Origin of the sequence: Microbulbifer sp. (assembly GCF_036563125.1) — a bacterium.
Classification (GTDB): domain Bacteria; phylum Pseudomonadota; class Gammaproteobacteria; order Pseudomonadales; family Cellvibrionaceae; genus Microbulbifer.
The window spans coordinates 13333-27882 of the sequence record NZ_DATCMV010000036.1 but is presented as its reverse complement, the minus strand read 5'-3'; the positions used below and the strand labels follow the sequence as shown (position 1 = coordinate 27882).

Genomic DNA, 14550 nt, shown 5'->3' with positions numbered 1-14550 from the left:
GCGGAAACCGCCCGCGCCATCAATCAGCGCATCGAAATATTGCACAAAATGCTGTTTGTGGAGTCCAACCCGATACCGGTGAAATGGGCGCTGAAGGAAATGGGGCGTATCGACAGCGGTATCCGCCTTCCGCTGACCGTTCTGTCTCCCGAGCACCACAGTGTTGTGCGCGAAGCACTGCGCAGTGCTGGCGTGCTCTGACAGGCAGCTCTTACTGATAGAAACTACGCGGCATGCGGGCGATTGCCCACGGCCAACAGGCCGCTGCCGCACCAGGACAATTGCGATCGGGACTGATTCGACAAGGTACCAATAATGACAAAATTTACCGCCGGAGCCCTGCTGTGCGCTGCGGTTACCACCCTTGGTGGCTGTGGCATCTTTGGCAAGGACGGTTACTTCCGCGACCGCGGTGATGACTACCAGCTGGCAGACAGCCTGCCGCCGTTGCAGATGCCCGCGGGTGTCACCGCCAAGCACCAGGAAGAACTCTACGAGGTGCCGCAGATCAGCGGCGAAGTGGAGCGCGGCGAATTCCAGGTCCCGCGGCCGCAGGCGCTGTCAGTGAACGTCGGCCTCGATCGCGTGAAAATCCAGAAGCTGGGTAACCGCCGCTGGGTGCTGGTGAACCAGCCGCCAGATGAAGTCTGGCCGCAGCTGCACTACTTCCTGCGTACCGCCGGCCTGCAGCTGGCGACCTCCGACGCCGGTGCCGGCACCATGGAAACCACGTGGCTGACGTTCGGCGAAAACCCGCAAACCAAAGACAAGTACCGCCTGCAAGTGGAGTCCGGCGTGCAGCCGGATACCACCGAGATCCATGTGCGCCACTATGCTGCCGCCCTGGATGCGCCGGCGAGCGGCCCGGTGGAGTGGCCGGCCCAATCCAGCAACCCCGAGCGTGAGGGCTGGATGATCGATGAAATGTCCAACGCGCTGGCGGCGGACAACAGCGGCGCCGCCGCTGCATCCCTGGTGGCCCAGGCCATCGGCGGTGGCAAGGTGAAAGTGCAGGTGATGGAGCCGGCAGGTAAAGAGCCGTTTATCGCGCTGGACTTGGGTATGAACCGCGCCTGGGCCACCGTCGCCCACGCACTCAATACCGGGGCTTATCGCCTGCACAAAGAGGATGCCGAGATCGGCGTCTTCTATGTCACCTTCGATACCGATCGCGAACTCTCGGAAGAGGAAAGTGGCTGGTTCTCCAGCTGGCGCTCCGGCAAGGACGACGACAAGCAGGCCAAGGCGGCAGATGCCTACAGCCTGCAGCAGGTGCTGGCGAATATCGATACCGCCAGCACGGCCGAACCGCGCCTGTTTGCCGGCCGGCAGGGCCTGGGCGGCGCGCCCAACAGCAATATCCCGGGATATCTGGTGGTGTTGCGCGGTGAAGGTGACGCCATCGAGGTGCGTATCCGCAATACCCGCGGCCAGCCTCTCAGCCGCAACAAGACATCAGAACTGTTGATGGCCATTCGTCAGAACCTGATCTGACGTCGGTAGCGGAAAATTATGGCGATCAGATTTGCCTCCCTGGGTAGTGGCAGTAAGGGCAATGGCACTCTGGTCGCCTCCGGCGACCACTGTCTGCTGGTGGACTGCGGTTTCACCATCAAGGAGACCGAGCGGCGCATGGCGCGGCTCGGTCTTTCCCCCGCGGAGCTCTCCGCGATTCTCGTTACCCACGAACACAGCGACCATATGGCCGGCGTCGGCCCGCTGGCGCGCAAGTACCGGCTGCCGGTGTACCTCACTCCCGGCACACTGCGCGCGCGGGATTTCGGCGCGCTGCCGGCGGTACAGCTGATCGAAGGTCACCAGCCTTTCGCGGTGGGGGATATTCAGGTCACCCCCGTGGCCGTGCCTCACGATGCGCGCGAGGCGGCACAATTCGTATTCCGCAGCCGCGGCAGCAGTCTCGGCCTGCTCACCGATCTCGGCACCATCACACCGCATGTGGAATCCCACTATGGCGACTGCGATGCGCTGGTGCTGGAGGCCAATCACGACCCGATGATGCTGGCGCAGGGGCCTTATCCGCCCTCTCTGAAGCGGCGGGTGGGTGGAGCCTATGGGCACCTCAGTAACCAGCAGGCGGCGGGTTTCCTGCAACGCATCGGCAGCGAGCGGTTGCAACACCTTGTTGTTGCGCATATCAGCGAAAAGAACAACAGCCTGGAGCTGGCCCGCGCGGCGCTCGCCGATGCCGCGGCCCAGGCCGCCAACTGTATCTTTGCCTGCCAGCAGGAAGGGTTTGACTGGCTGCAGATCGAAAAGGCAGAGTAGACCTTTATTGCGGCGCCTCCGGGATCTCGGGGCGCATCCCAATTCCAATCTCGAAAATGGAGTTTCCAGCAGTGGCAGCACTCGACTACCTCACGCGCACCGACAGCGGCACGTTGTACGGCAAACCCGGCCTGGATCTGCTGGTGGTGGAGACCGGCCTGTGTCGCGCGGTGATTTCCCTGCAGGGCGCCCAGGTGCTGGAATTTACCGCCACCGGTCGCGCCCCGTTGCTGTGGCTGAGCCCCGCCACCTTATTCGAGCCTGGCGCCGCGGTGCGCGGTGGCGTGCCCCTGTGCCTGCCGTGGTTTGGCGAAAACCGTAAAGATCCCTCCAAGCCCAAGCACGGTCTGGTGCGCACACAGCTGTGGGAGCTTGCGGGCAGTGAGGAGCTCGCCGACGGCAGTGTCGAGCTGGAGCTGCGTTTCCAGCATCCCGGGGATGCGCTGTTTGCGACGAGCTTCGACTGTGCCCTGAAAATCGGCCTTGGCGATGCCCTCACCTTTGAGCTTGCGCTCACCAATACCGCCGACCGCGTAGCGGAATACAGCTGGGCGCTGCACAGCTATTTCGCGGTGGAAGATGTGAATGCGGTGGAAGTGGACGGACTCGACGGCGGCGAATTTCTCGACAAGACCCGCGGTTTTGCCCGTGACCGCCTCGAGGGGATGCAGACCTTTGCCGGTGAAGTGGACCGCGTGTTCGAGCGGGCCGCCGCCCGCCAGGTTATCCGCACACCCAACCCGATTACCGCAGAGAGTGACAACTGCCACACCGTCATCACCTGGAATCCGGGTGCCGAGCTCGCCGCCACCATCGGCGATATCGGAGAGCACTACCGCGGATTCGTCTGTGTGGAGCACGGCAACGCCTTTGCCGACAGCTGGCAGCTCGAAGCGGGTGAAACCGCCAGTGCCCGCCTTAAGCTCAGCCGCTGAAACTCGCTCTTGGAACCGACGCTGCTGAATCACACGGAGGCAGGAGGCCACATGCAAACCGGACTGATACACGCGTACCTGCTGGACGGCCGCGGCGCCGGTCGCCGGCTGCAGTGGCAGGAAGTGCAGCAGTGGACCCCGGCGCAGGGGCGCCTGTGGCTGCATTTCGACTACACCGATGCGGATGCCCGCGCCTGGATCGGCGGCCCCGCCGATCTCGACCCGCTGGTGGCGGAGGCCCTGCTGACGGAAGAAACCCGCCCGCGTACCACCAGTATTGGCGATGGCCTGCTGATCGCGCTGCGTGGGGTCAACCTGAACCCGGAATCCCAGCCTGAAGACATGGTCTCCATCCGCCTGTGGGCAGAGGAAACCAGGGTCATCAGCACCCGTAGGCGGCGCCTGCTGTCAATCAGCGACCTCTGTGCGCAGCTGGACAGCGGGCGTGGCCCGACCTCGTCCGCGGGACTGGTGGTGGCAATTGCGGACCTGCTGGTGTGGCGCATGAGCGACACTGTGGATAACTTCGAGGACGTGATTGACGGTTTGGAAGATCGGGTAGTGGGCGATGCCAGCGCCAATCTGCGCCTGGATCTCGCCATGCTGCGCAAGCAGACCATTACCCTGCGGCGCTACCTGTCCCCGCAACGGGAGGCGCTGGCGCGCTTTCTCGGGGAAAAGCTGGAGTGGATCAGTGAGGCGGACCGGCTGCAGTTGCGCGAAGTGAGTGATCGCCTGCTTCGGCATATCGAGGATATCGATGCGGTGCGCGAGCGCGCGGCGGTGACCCAGGAAGAGTTGATGAGCCGAATTTCCGAGCAGCTCAACAGCCGTATGTACGTGCTGTCGATTATCGCCGCGATTTTCCTGCCCCTGGGCTTTCTCACCGGCCTGCTGGGTATCAATGTCGGGGGCATTCCCGGTTCCGAGAATCCCCACGCGTTCGCGATATTCAGTGTGTTACTGGTGGTGACAGTGGCGATACAGCTGGTGGTTTTCCGATGGAAGCGGTGGTTGTAACACGTTCCCGGCCACGAGGCCGCGGTCAGGCAAACACCGATACCGTCTGCCGCGTCAGCGCCATCAGTACACCGCTGGCATTCCACAGGCTCGCCTGAATCACCGCGTAGCCGTCTTCTGCCTGCTCCACTTCCGCCAGGTATTGCCACCAGTCACCGCTGTCCGCTTGTGCGGAGTCCGTGGTTGCCTGGATGGCGGCCGGCATCAACTCGACCGTCCAGGTCAGGGAGCTGGCGGGGGCAACGGTCTTCAGCATGGGCAGGACTGCTGGCGGCCAGGCATCGATCAGTGCCAGTAAATGTGCGGTGCTCACGGGGCCCGCGGATTCGCGGAAGCGAACCCAGCCGCCGATACAGCCTTCGCTGTGGCCGCTAAAGGGCAGGGCGCCGGCGCCAATACGGTATTCAAAGTGGCGGGTAAATTCCGGTACCACGCCCTCGATATAGGGCAGTGCCTCGCAGGTTTCCGGTGCGGGAAACTCGGGCGCAGCTTCGGTAGCCACCGCAATCGAAGAGGTACGGGCTTTGCCGAAACTCGCCAGTGCGGCGGTAACCACCTGTTCGCCCGCTTGTTCCCCTTTTCCCTGCTGGCTGGCGTGGGCTTCGATCTGCACCACTGAGCGGCCCGCGCGCAGTACCCGTGCGCGGGTCTGCAGCGTGCCCGCTTCCGCGGGAGCCACGAAAGAGATGGTCAGTGAGCGCAGCGGGGTGTCCGCCGCTGCGCCCTGGGAAGCCTGTTCCAGCTCCGCCTCGATGGACTGATACAGCATTGCGGCAACCAGGCCACCAAATGTGGCGCGTCCCTGGGTCCAGCCCGTCGGAATGGCTGCCGGTTCGCCATCACGCACCGCGTTGAGGATACTGCTGAAATTCATTACTGCGGGGCCTTCTCTGGTTCCGTTTTTTAATAGGTGTGATCAGCTAAAGCTGTGCTCGACATCCGGGAAGGTGCCGTTTTTCACATCCTCCGCGTATTTGCGCAGGGCACCGGGAATATCGCCGGCTTCCACCAGGAAGTTCTTGGAGAACTTCGGCGGCTTCTCGGTGAGACCGAGAATGTCGTTGATCACCAGTACCTGGGCATCGGTGTGCGGACCAGCGCCAATACCGATGGTGGGCATGCTCACCGCATCGGTGATGCGTTTGCCCAGTTCCGACGGTACACACTCCAGTACCAGCAGATCGGCACCGGCCTCATCCATCTGCACGGCGTCGTTCAGGATCTCTCCGGCGTGGTCGTCATCGCGTCCCTGCACGCGGAACCCGCCCAGTTTGTGCACCGATTGCGGGGTCAGCCCCAGGTGCGCGCACACCGGAATACCGCGCTCGGTCAGCATCTTCACCGTGGGTGCGAGCCAGGCGCCGCCCTCGATTTTCACCATGTGCGCACCCGCCTGCATGATGCGAGTGGCGTTGGTGAGTGCCTGCTCCGGGGTGGCATAGGTCATAAAGGGCAGATCGCCCATGATCAGGGACTTCTTGTTGCCGCGGGCCACCGCCTCCACGTGGTAGATCATCTGTTCCATGGTGACCGGGATGGTGCTGTCGTAGCCCAGAACCGTCATACCCAGCGAATCGCCGATCAGTACGGTTTCCACACCGGTCTTCTGCGCCATCGCAGCCATGGGGGCATCGTAGAGGGCGACGCAGATGAACTTCTCTCCGTCCGCCTTCATTTTGCGCAGGGTCTGGACCGTAATGGGTTTTGTCAGCTCACTGGAGGCGTAGGGCATGGTGATGACTCGCGTTAAAGGGTACTGAACCCGGTAATTCGAACGGCGTTGGTAAGTGCAAACTTACCGGCCGGGATTGTAGTAGTGGCGGCCGCTCTTGATTTCGAGCAGATATTCCACCAGTTGCAGGTAGTCCCGCTGCTGGTCGACGATGTCGATCTCAGCGCAGTTCACGATCAGCAGCGGCGCCTGATCGTAGTAGTGAAAGAAATTGGTGTAGGCCTCGTTGAGGGTGGCCAGGTATTCGTTGCTGATGCTGCGCTCGGCGGCAATACCGCGCTTGTGGATTCGCTGCTGCAGTACTTCGAGCGGCGCCTGCAGGTAGATCACCAGATCCGGTTTGGGGGCCTCCAGGGTCAGGTGCTGGTAGACCTGGTGGTAGAGCTGCAGTTCATCGCTGTCGAGGGTAACTTCCGCAAACAGGTGGTCTTTCTCGATCAGGAAGTCGGACACCCGCACCGGTTTGAACAGGTCGTCCTGGCGCAGGGCCTGGATTTGCTGTGAGCGCTGCAGCAGGAAGTGCAGCTGCGTGGGCAGGGCAGCGCTTTTGGGATCGCGGTAGAAGCGCTCGAGGAAGGGGTTATCCTCCGGCAGCTCGAGCAGCGTGTCGTAATTGAAGGTGGCTGCGAGCTTCTTTGCCAGAGTGGTCTTGCCGACGCCAATATTGCCCTCAACGGCGATAAAGCGGGGCAGGTTGCGGCCCTGCAGGTTAAGTTCCTGGGCCAGGTTCTCTGCACTGTAGTCTTCGGAAGGCTTCTTTTCGGATACGGAGGATTTTGTCACCGGGGTTGCTCCTTCTTTTTCCCTGATTCCTTCTTATTCCTGGATCACTGGTTATTGCTGGAGTGGCGAATGTTCGCGGATCACAGTCGATGTAACCGGTTGTCCGGGCACTGTGCCAGCAGTGTCTGCAGCGGAGTGCCATCGGGCATGGTCAGGTCCGGCGCCAGTTCCGCCAGTGGCTCGAGCACAAAATTGCGCTCGGCCATACGCGGGTGCGGCACGACCAGGCGCACTGTATCCAGCGTCTCGTCACCGTACAGCAGTACATCCAGATCCAGGGTGCGCGCACCCCAGCGCAGGGTGCGCTTGCGGCCGTGCAGGTTCTCAATACCCTGCAGTGCATCCAGTAACCCCTCTGCGGTCAGTTGGGTATCCAGGCAGGCAACCGCGTTGACGTAATCCGGCTGCTCGCCGGGGCCAATCGGCGCGCTGGTATAAAAGCTCGAGCAGCCGCAAACCTCGGTCTGTGGAATCTCGTGCATACGTGCGAGGGCGCTGCGCAGCTGCGCAGCCGGGTCCTCGAGATTACTGCCGAGGCCAATATAACAGCGTGTCACTTGTGAATTCCGCTCAATTCGACGGGCGTTCCGCGCCGCCCCCCTGACGATTGCCACCCTGGCGACCACCGCGATTGCGGCCGCCTCGATTGCGCCGCCCGCGTCCTTTGCCACCGCTACCCGGACCGCCATTGCGCGGCAGGTCACGGACCATCTGCAGTCGCTGTTCTTCATCCGCCTGCTGGAACTCGGTCCACCACTGGCCGAGACCCGCAGGAATCTCGCCGCTGTCTTCCCGCAACAACAGGAAATCGTAGGCCGCGCGGAATTTGGGCAACTCCATCAGGCGGAAGGCGCGTTCGCCAGTGCGACGGGGCAGGCGCGACTGCATGTCCCAGATCTCGCGCATCGGCATGGTAAAACGCTTGGGAATGGCGGTGTGCACCAACTGATTACTGGTGATTTTCTGTGCCGCCTGGGCCAGTGCCGGCACCGGCGGTATCCCCTTGCTCTCGAGGAATTGCTGCTCGGCGTTGACCCCCGGCCACAGCAGTGCCGCGTACAGGAATGCCGGTGTTACCCGCAGGTCCTCGCGGATGCGGGTATCGGTGTTGCGCAACGCCTGGCGGGTGAGCGCCAGGGCTTCCGGATTGTCCAGCAGGCGGGCATTGTCCGGGAACAGGTGCTGCCACAGCTGGTACTGCCGCAACAGTTCAAAGGTGCGCTCACCGTGACCGCTCATCAGCAGCTTTAGCACCTCGTCGAACATGCGCGCTGGGGCGATATTGCGCAGCAGCGGCGCCAGTTCTTTCAATGGCGCAGCGGTGGCGGATTCGATGTTGAAGTCGAGCTTGGCGGCAAAGCGCACCGCGCGCAGCATGCGCACCGGGTCTTCCTTATAGCGGGTTTCCGGATCGCCGATGATCCGGATCAGGCGCTGCTCAATATCCCGCAGACCACCGGTGTAGTCGTGGATTTCGAAGCCGTTAGTGGTGTAGTAGAGCGCGTTAACCGTGAAATCACGGCGGATAGCATCGCTTTCGAGGTCGCCGTAGACATTGTCGCGCAGCAGCATGCCATGTTCGGACTGCTGTGCCTCGTGCTCCTCGCCATCGCTGTGGTGGCCGCGGAAGGTAGTGACTTCGATCACCTCGCGGCCGATGCGCGCGTGCAGGATACGGAAGCGGCGGCCGACGATGCGCGAACCGCGAAACAGTTGGCGAGCCTGCTCCGGCGTGGCATCGGTAGCTACGTCGAAATCTTTGGGGTGGCCGCCCAACAGCAGATCGCGCACACCGCCGCCGACGATGTAGGCTTCAAAGCCGCCTTCCTGCAGGCGCTTCATTACCGTAAGCGCCGCGCGACTGACATCCCGGCGGGAAAGACTGTGATCACTGCGGGGAACAACCACACGGGAGACACCGGCGTTACCGGACTTCGGTTTGGTTGACTTGGGGGATTTCTTGCGCGGCGGCTTGCTGCGGCCCTCATTGGGCGCGGTTGAAGTGCCTTTGTCCGCGGGATCGCCATGGGCGTCGGCGGCTTTGGATTTGCTGTGCCAGCGTTTGATGCTGCTGATCAGGGAATTGAACATACGGCTTACTGTGTTATCCGCAGCCCTTTGTTACGGGCGGCTGTACGGTTGATCCTGGTGGCTCAAAGCGAGGTGGCACCGGGATGGCGGTGTTCCTGACTCGTATGGAGGCGGATTCTAACACAGACAGCGCAACGCACAGCTGCCGGTCCCGCTCCCTGCGGGGGCCAGCAAATGTGTGCATCAAATGAGAAAGAAAAGAAGGGAATTATTGTTATTCGGTATGAAGGCAGCGGCTTCCTTGCGCTATCAATTTGCTTTTCAGCAAACCCTCTCCCAGGCACAATCAGTCAGTTTGTCACGTGCTTGTCGTTATTTTTGTTGTCTTCTACAAGTTATTGTTTTTGTTATTTCTCTTTATTCTTATTGTTTATTGTTATTTTTAGTTCTTATTACTTTTTGTTTATTTTTATTGTTGTACTGAGCCTTATTGTTGTTATTGCTCGTTTTTGCTCCGGTCATCGATCACTTTGGCTTTTATTATCGACCTGCCCGTTTTTATTATTTTTGTAGTGGCGCCCGCTTATTGTCAGTTGTTATTAGGGCTTAAACAGTCATTTATTTTTATTCTTGGCTGTTATTGTTGTTTGACCTATACAAAGCAGATAGCGTGCCAACTTTAAAAAGTCCTTATAAATCAATAACTTGAAAATTTAAGGAACTTTTTTCTGCCTTGGGAACACAGTTTTCCGTTACGCAAGGTACGGCAACTGTTACTCGTCTGTGAGAGGTGGTAACACTTTCACTTGTTACCAATTTTTCCCCGGATGTGAATCGTGCGCACACTTGCGCTCGCAAAACGCTTTTTGCGTAACCTGTTGATATTTATAGAAAATTTAAAGCGGAAGAGGGCTCGCAGGCGAAGGAGGCGATGCTGCGGGCGGTCTGCGGGCCAGGGTGGCGATACTGGAGGGTGCCGAGCCAGAGTCTCGCAAGGCCGCCCTAAGGAGCGACACCGCCACTGAAGGGCGGTGTCCTAAAGAATTGAGGTAACGCGGATGGCCTCAGGCCTCTTCTTCCGCCGTACGCTTGGATTTCTTGCGCGGGATGCCGAGTTTCTGGCGGCGCTCCCACAGGCATTTGCGGCTCACACCCAGTTTCTTCGCCAGATCGGTTTCACTCATGGTGTCCTGGTGTTCCAGAACGAAACGGGCGAAGTAGTCCTCCAGTGACAGATCTTCCCGCGGGTCCGAATGCAGGCTGCTGCGCGGGCGGCGCTCAGGGTCCGCTTCATCGATCGGAACCAGATCCAGATCGATATCCAGCGTCTCGTAGTCAATCTCGCTGGTGTCCTCGGTAAGGATCACCGCGCGCTGGATCGCATTCTCCAGCTCGCGCACGTTACCTGGCCAGGTGTAGGTCGTTACCGCCTGGATCGCCTCCGGCGAAAGCTTGAGTACGGGGCGGTTGATCTTGGCGCAGAACTTTTCGATGAGGTTCTCGGCGATGGTCAGCACATCCTTACCCCGCTCCCGCAGTGGTGGCAGGGTCAACTGAACCACATTGATCCGGTAATAAAGGTCTTCGCGGAAGCGGCGCTCCGCCGCCAGCTGGCGCAGATTGCGGTGAGTTGCCGCCACCAGGCGCACGTTTACCTTGCGGGATTCAATGGCGCCGATGGGGCGGACCTCGCCCTCCTGCAGCACCCGCAGCAGGCGGGCCTGGGCTTCCAGCGGCAGTTCACCGATCTCATCGAGGAACAGAGTGCCGCCGTCGGCCGCGGCCACCAGACCCTCGCGGGCCGTCTGGGCGCCGGTGAAGGCACCTTTTTCGTGACCAAAAAGTTCCGCCTCGATCAGGGTCTCTGGAATAGCGGCGCAGTTCACCGATATCAGCGGTTTGCCATTGCGCTTGCTCTCCTCGTGAATCGCGCGCGCCACCAGCTCCTTACCGGTGCCGGTTTCACCGTGTACCAGCACTGTGGCATCGGTAGGGGCCACTTTGTGAATACGGGCATAGAGATCGCGCATCACCGGGCTGTCGCCGATCATGCCGGAAATCGCGCGGCCTGTGGGCTTGCTGTCGGCGGCGGCGACCGCGGCGCGGTTCTGCTCCGCCTTGCCGATGACCCGGCGCACGGTGGCGAGCATCTCGTCGTGATCGAACGGCTTGGCGATGTAGTCGGCGGCCCCCATGCGCATGGAGTCCACTGCTGACCGCAGACTGGCGTAACTGGTCATGATCAGCACCGGCACATCGCCCGCCAGCTTCAGCAGGTCGGTGCCGGGAGCGCCGGGGAGGCGCAGGTCGGAAATGATGAGGTCCATGTCCGTGAGGCGGTATTTTGTGGTCGCTTCACGTACCGAGCCGGCCTCACTGATCTTGTAGCGGTGCCTCTCCAGCAGCTTGCGCAGGGCCGTGCGGATAATGGCTTCATCTTCTACGATCAGGATGTGGCTCATATGTTACGCCTGGTTACAAAATGTTCAGAGGGGGCTAAGTTTTACCTGTCGGGCGTTTCTATGCAACCCAGATCACACTATTTGTTCAATATTTATTCGATTTGGTGCTATACGCCGGTAACAAATTATTGGGCGTCCGTACGTTAATTTTGGCTTTCCAAGGGTAGCTGCACAATAAATCGCGCCCCGCGCCCGGTTTCCGGGTGGGCCGGACTCACCAGCTCCAGCTGTCCGCCGTGCTCCTCCACGATGCTGTACACCATGGCGAGACCGAGACCGGTGCCTTCCCCGGGCTCCTTGGTGGTAAAGAACGGCTCGAGAATCCGATCGCGGTGTGCCGGTGAGATACCGGGGCCGTTGTCGGTGACCGCCACGCAGGCGAGTCCCGCGCGCACATAGCCCTCTACCTCGATATGCCCGTCGTCGGGGCTGGCATCGCGGGCGTTGCTCAACAGGTTGATGAACACCTGGATCAGGCGCTGGTTGTCGCCCAGTGCCACCAGATCCGCGGGCACGCTGTTGGCAAAGGTGACCTGGGTTTTGTCCCGTTGCAGCGACAGCAGCTGTATCGCTTCCTCCACGCAGGCGCGCAGGTCAACCGGCGCCTTCTCGTGATCGTGGGTGCCGCTGTGGGAAAAGCTCACCAGCGAGTGCACGATACGGCTGATGCGCTGGGTCTGGCTGAGTATCTGGTCGGCGGTTTCCAGCACTTCCGGATTGTCGGATTCGAATTGCAGGTTCTGCGCCAGGCAGGCGATGCCGGTTACCGGGTTGCCGACTTCGTGTGCGACCCCGGCGGCGAGGCGGCCCACCGAGGCCAGGCGCTCGCTGTGCATCAGTTCCTGCTCCAGTACCTGGGTTTCGGTAATGTCTTCCACCAGCAGCATCTGGCCGTCGCCGCGGCTGTCCTTGCCGCGGTTGCTGTCGCGGCCGTATTTCTTCTGTTTCAGACGGGTCTTGTGCAGGTTCAGCCAGTGGCTGTTGCCGTCCATTTCTATCTGTTGCTTGAAGCGGCTGGCGTCTTCCGACTGCGCGAATTCCGTCAGCAGCACGCGCCAGGGCTCGGGAAGATATTCGAGCTTGGAGCCGATGACCTCGCTGGCGCCAATGCCGGTCACGTCCGCCATGGCGTAGTTCCACAGCAGAATCTCGCCGTCGCGCCCCAGGGAGCAGGCAGCCATGGGCAGTTCTTCCAGCATCTGGCGGTGGTAGAGGCGCAGGTTGTTCAGTTCTGCGGCGAGACCGGTAAGCTGGTTCTTGTAGCGACTGAGACGGGTCTCGATCAGGTGGATGTCCTTGTTGGCGGGCTGGTCGCTGGTCACAAATGGCAGGTGGCGATCGACGATCTGGCCGGCGAGTACCCGCCCCAGCAGGCCGGAGAGGTTGGCTTCGAGCTTGTCGCGCAGCTGGCGAAGTGCGTAGGGGCGACGCTCATTTTCCCCCAGGTTCAGCTGGCGCAGGGCGCGGCTCACCTCCTGGCTGGCGGTGGCGGCACCGAGGCTTTCCGACAGGCGCTGGCGAAAATCCGCCACGGATTGCACGTCCAGCTCCAGGCGCAGGGCCTGACTGATGGAGTCATCGCTGCACAGGTCGGCGGCGTAGCGCTCAAGGCTCGAGGTGGGGGTGAACAGGGACAGGCCGACAAACAGTAGCACGTTCATCGACAGCGACAGGGTAGTGATCTGCGGCCAGATCTCCATGCCCAGCGGAATTCGGTAGTCGCCGATGGCGATGCCACTGTTGCCCACCATGGCGGGGAACAGCAGGCCGGCGGCCCAGATCAGCATGCCGGCGAGCAGGCCGCCGATAAAGCCGCGGCGATTGCCCTGTGGCCAGTGGATGACCGCGAAGATCCCCGGCAGGAACTGCAGTGAGGCGATAAACGCGATCAGTGCCAGGTCCGACAGCGACAGGCGGTTATTCAGCAGCAGGTAAAACCCGAACCCGGCCAGAAACAGTGCTGCCACCAGGGCGCGGCGCAGCCACAGCAGCTGGCGGTACATATTGTCGTCTGACTGCCAGCGGGTGCCGGGCAGCAACCAGTGGTTCATCACCATGGTGGACAGTGCCAGGGTGATCATGATCAGTGCACCGGTGGCGGCGGAGAGGCCGCCGATAAATGCCATGATCGTCAGCAGTGCCGAGCCGCTGGCGCGGGGTACCGCGAGTGTGAAGTACTGCACCGGCTCCGCCACATCCAGCGCGAAGCCCGCCCACATGATGGGGAAGATTGGTAGCGCCATCAGCAGCAGGAATAGCGGGAAACCCCAGCTCGCGGTGCGCAGGCTCATGGAGGCAGGGCGCTCGGCAACGCTGAGATAGAAAATGTGTGGCATGGCCACGGCGGTGGCGATAAACACCAGCAGCAGGGTGTGCGAAGACCCCTGCTTGATCGGTGAATACAGCAGCTGTTGCATATCGCTGTTTTGCGCCAGCCATTTGTCGAGCCCGCCCAGGCCGCCGAACACGCCGTACACCGCGTAAAGTCCTACCGCCAGCAATGCCAGCAGTTTGACCAGGGATTCCAGTGCCATGGCGCTGGCGAGGCCCGCCTGGCGCTTGCGCGACGCACCGTAGGTACTAGTAAACAGCGCCAGCAGCACACAGTAAAAGAACGCGATCAGATTTTTGCCGGTTACCCCGGTATCCGGCAGTGCCAGTGCCGCCACATTGTCCCGCGACAACAGCGCCAGGGTCTCGGCCACCGCCTGAATCTGCAGTGCAATCAGCGGCAGCAGCCCCAGCAGCATGAACAGGGTGGCGAGGGTGCCCGCTTCGCGGCTGTGGTAGCGGAATACCAACAGGTCCGCCGGCGAGGTGAGCTGGTAGCGCTGTGCCAGACGCGCCAGGGGTTCCAGGGCCACCGGCGCGAACAGGAACATGGCGCCGGTACCGAGATAGTAGGCGAGCACGCCGTAGCCATGCTGCCAGGCCAGGTCGATGATGCCGTAGTAGGTCCAAGCGCTGAGGGAAACACCCAGTGACAGCACATAGAAAAACGGGTGCCGTACCCAGTTGCTCGGCAGCCAGCCCTTGGACGTGGCGAAAGCGACAAAAAACAGCGCAAAGATGTAGGCGACGCCGATCAGCGCGATATTGACGATATCAAAGGTCATCCGGGCGGCGCCTCCGCTGAATGAAGATCGCCAGCAGGATCAACACAAACCACAGAATGAAGGGGCGATACCAGGCGCCGGTGGGATTGATCATCCAGGTGAATACGGTGGGGCTAAAAACGTAGCCCACCAGTACCAGCAGGATTAACAGGGTACGGTTGCTCATCAAAGACCTGTCGGGGCGT

Annotated in this window: 13 protein-coding genes; 5 read left to right on the top strand and 8 right to left on the bottom strand. The window is 61.3% G+C overall.

The features are described 5' to 3' along the window. The 5 genes from VIL80_RS02950 to zntB form a co-directional block, all read left to right on the top strand. Nucleotides 1-201: dihydrodipicolinate synthase family protein (locus VIL80_RS02950; protein ID WP_332034665.1), on the top strand; the 201-nt coding region annotated here is incomplete at its 5' end. 114 nt (nucleotides 202-315) lie between these two features. After that, a complete protein-coding gene (locus VIL80_RS02945) occupies nucleotides 316-1494 on the top strand; it encodes an outer membrane protein assembly factor BamC (protein WP_332034664.1) in 1179 nt (392 codons plus the stop codon). Between the two features lie 18 nt (nucleotides 1495-1512). Further along, on the top strand, nucleotides 1513-2286 hold the full coding sequence (locus VIL80_RS02940) for an MBL fold metallo-hydrolase (RefSeq protein WP_332034663.1): 774 nt from the start codon (nucleotides 1513-1515) through the stop codon (nucleotides 2284-2286). Nucleotides 2287-2357: 71 nt separating this feature from the next. Then, nucleotides 2358-3221: a D-hexose-6-phosphate mutarotase gene (locus tag VIL80_RS02935; RefSeq protein ID WP_332034662.1), complete on the top strand. Its 864-nt coding sequence runs from the start codon at nucleotides 2358-2360 to the stop codon at nucleotides 3219-3221. A gap of 51 nt (nucleotides 3222-3272) precedes the next feature. Next, nucleotides 3273-4241, top strand: coding sequence for a zinc transporter ZntB (zntB, locus tag VIL80_RS02930; protein ID WP_332034661.1), 969 nt, complete (start codon nucleotides 3273-3275; stop codon nucleotides 4239-4241). Nucleotides 4242-4266: 25 nt separating this feature from the next. Here zntB and VIL80_RS02925 read toward each other — a convergent pair whose 3' ends face one another. The 8 genes from VIL80_RS02925 to VIL80_RS02890 all read right to left on the bottom strand — a co-directional run bounded on the left by VIL80_RS02925 (nucleotide 4267) and on the right by VIL80_RS02890 (nucleotide 14531). Further along, nucleotides 4267-5115 (bottom strand): acyl-CoA thioesterase, encoded by an 849-nt coding sequence (locus VIL80_RS02925; protein ID WP_332034660.1) that lies wholly within the window; start codon nucleotides 5113-5115, stop codon nucleotides 4267-4269. A 42-nt stretch (nucleotides 5116-5157) separates the two neighbouring features. After that, on the bottom strand, nucleotides 5158-5973 hold the full coding sequence (panB, locus tag VIL80_RS02920; protein ID WP_332034658.1) for a 3-methyl-2-oxobutanoate hydroxymethyltransferase: 816 nt from the start codon (nucleotides 5971-5973) through the stop codon (nucleotides 5158-5160). A gap of 63 nt (nucleotides 5974-6036) precedes the next feature. Further along, nucleotides 6037-6699: a deoxynucleoside kinase gene (locus tag VIL80_RS02915; protein WP_332034666.1), complete on the bottom strand. Its 663-nt coding sequence runs from the start codon at nucleotides 6697-6699 to the stop codon at nucleotides 6037-6039. Nucleotides 6700-6836: 137 nt separating this feature from the next. Next, nucleotides 6837-7313, bottom strand: a complete 477-nt coding sequence (gene folK, locus VIL80_RS02910; RefSeq protein ID WP_332034657.1) for a 2-amino-4-hydroxy-6-hydroxymethyldihydropteridine diphosphokinase — start codon at nucleotides 7311-7313, stop codon at nucleotides 6837-6839. 13 nt (nucleotides 7314-7326) lie between these two features. Further along, entirely contained in the window at nucleotides 7327-8847 is a 1521-nt protein-coding gene (pcnB, locus tag VIL80_RS02905; protein ID WP_332034656.1) for a polynucleotide adenylyltransferase PcnB, read from the bottom strand. A gap of 1004 nt (nucleotides 8848-9851) precedes the next feature. Continuing rightward, nucleotides 9852-11249 (bottom strand): sigma-54-dependent transcriptional regulator, encoded by a 1398-nt coding sequence (locus VIL80_RS02900; protein WP_332034655.1) that lies wholly within the window; start codon nucleotides 11247-11249, stop codon nucleotides 9852-9854. A 143-nt stretch (nucleotides 11250-11392) separates the two neighbouring features. Then, a complete protein-coding gene (locus VIL80_RS02895; protein ID WP_332034654.1) occupies nucleotides 11393-14365 on the bottom strand; it encodes an ATP-binding protein in 2973 nt (990 codons plus the stop codon). Further along, complete coding sequence (locus VIL80_RS02890; protein ID WP_166220175.1) at nucleotides 14355-14531, bottom strand: hypothetical protein; 177 nt, start codon at nucleotides 14529-14531, stop codon at nucleotides 14355-14357. Before VIL80_RS02890 ends, VIL80_RS02895 begins: the two co-directional genes overlap by 11 nt. Between the last annotated feature and the right edge of the window lie 19 nt (nucleotides 14532-14550).

Coding starts and splice junctions, on each gene's coding strand:
- VIL80_RS02925 (WP_332034660.1), bottom strand. CDS start 5,115: ATGAATTTCAGCAGTATCCTCAACGCGGTGCGTGATGGCGAACCGGCA.
- panB (WP_332034658.1), bottom strand. CDS start 5,973: ATGCCCTACGCCTCCAGTGAGCTGACAAAACCCATTACGGTCCAGACC.
- VIL80_RS02945 (WP_332034664.1), top strand. CDS start 316: ATGACAAAATTTACCGCCGGAGCCCTGCTGTGCGCTGCGGTTACCACC.
- VIL80_RS02890 (WP_166220175.1), bottom strand. CDS start 14,531: ATGAGCAACCGTACCCTGTTAATCCTGCTGGTACTGGTGGGCTACGTT.
- VIL80_RS02900 (WP_332034655.1), bottom strand. CDS start 11,249: ATGAGCCACATCCTGATCGTAGAAGATGAAGCCATTATCCGCACGGCC.
- pcnB (WP_332034656.1), bottom strand. CDS start 8,847: ATGTTCAATTCCCTGATCAGCAGCATCAAACGCTGGCACAGCAAATCC.
- zntB (WP_332034661.1), top strand. CDS start 3,273: ATGCAAACCGGACTGATACACGCGTACCTGCTGGACGGCCGCGGCGCC.
- VIL80_RS02940 (WP_332034663.1), top strand. CDS start 1,513: ATGGCGATCAGATTTGCCTCCCTGGGTAGTGGCAGTAAGGGCAATGGC.
- VIL80_RS02895 (WP_332034654.1), bottom strand. CDS start 14,365: ATGACCTTTGATATCGTCAATATCGCGCTGATCGGCGTCGCCTACATC.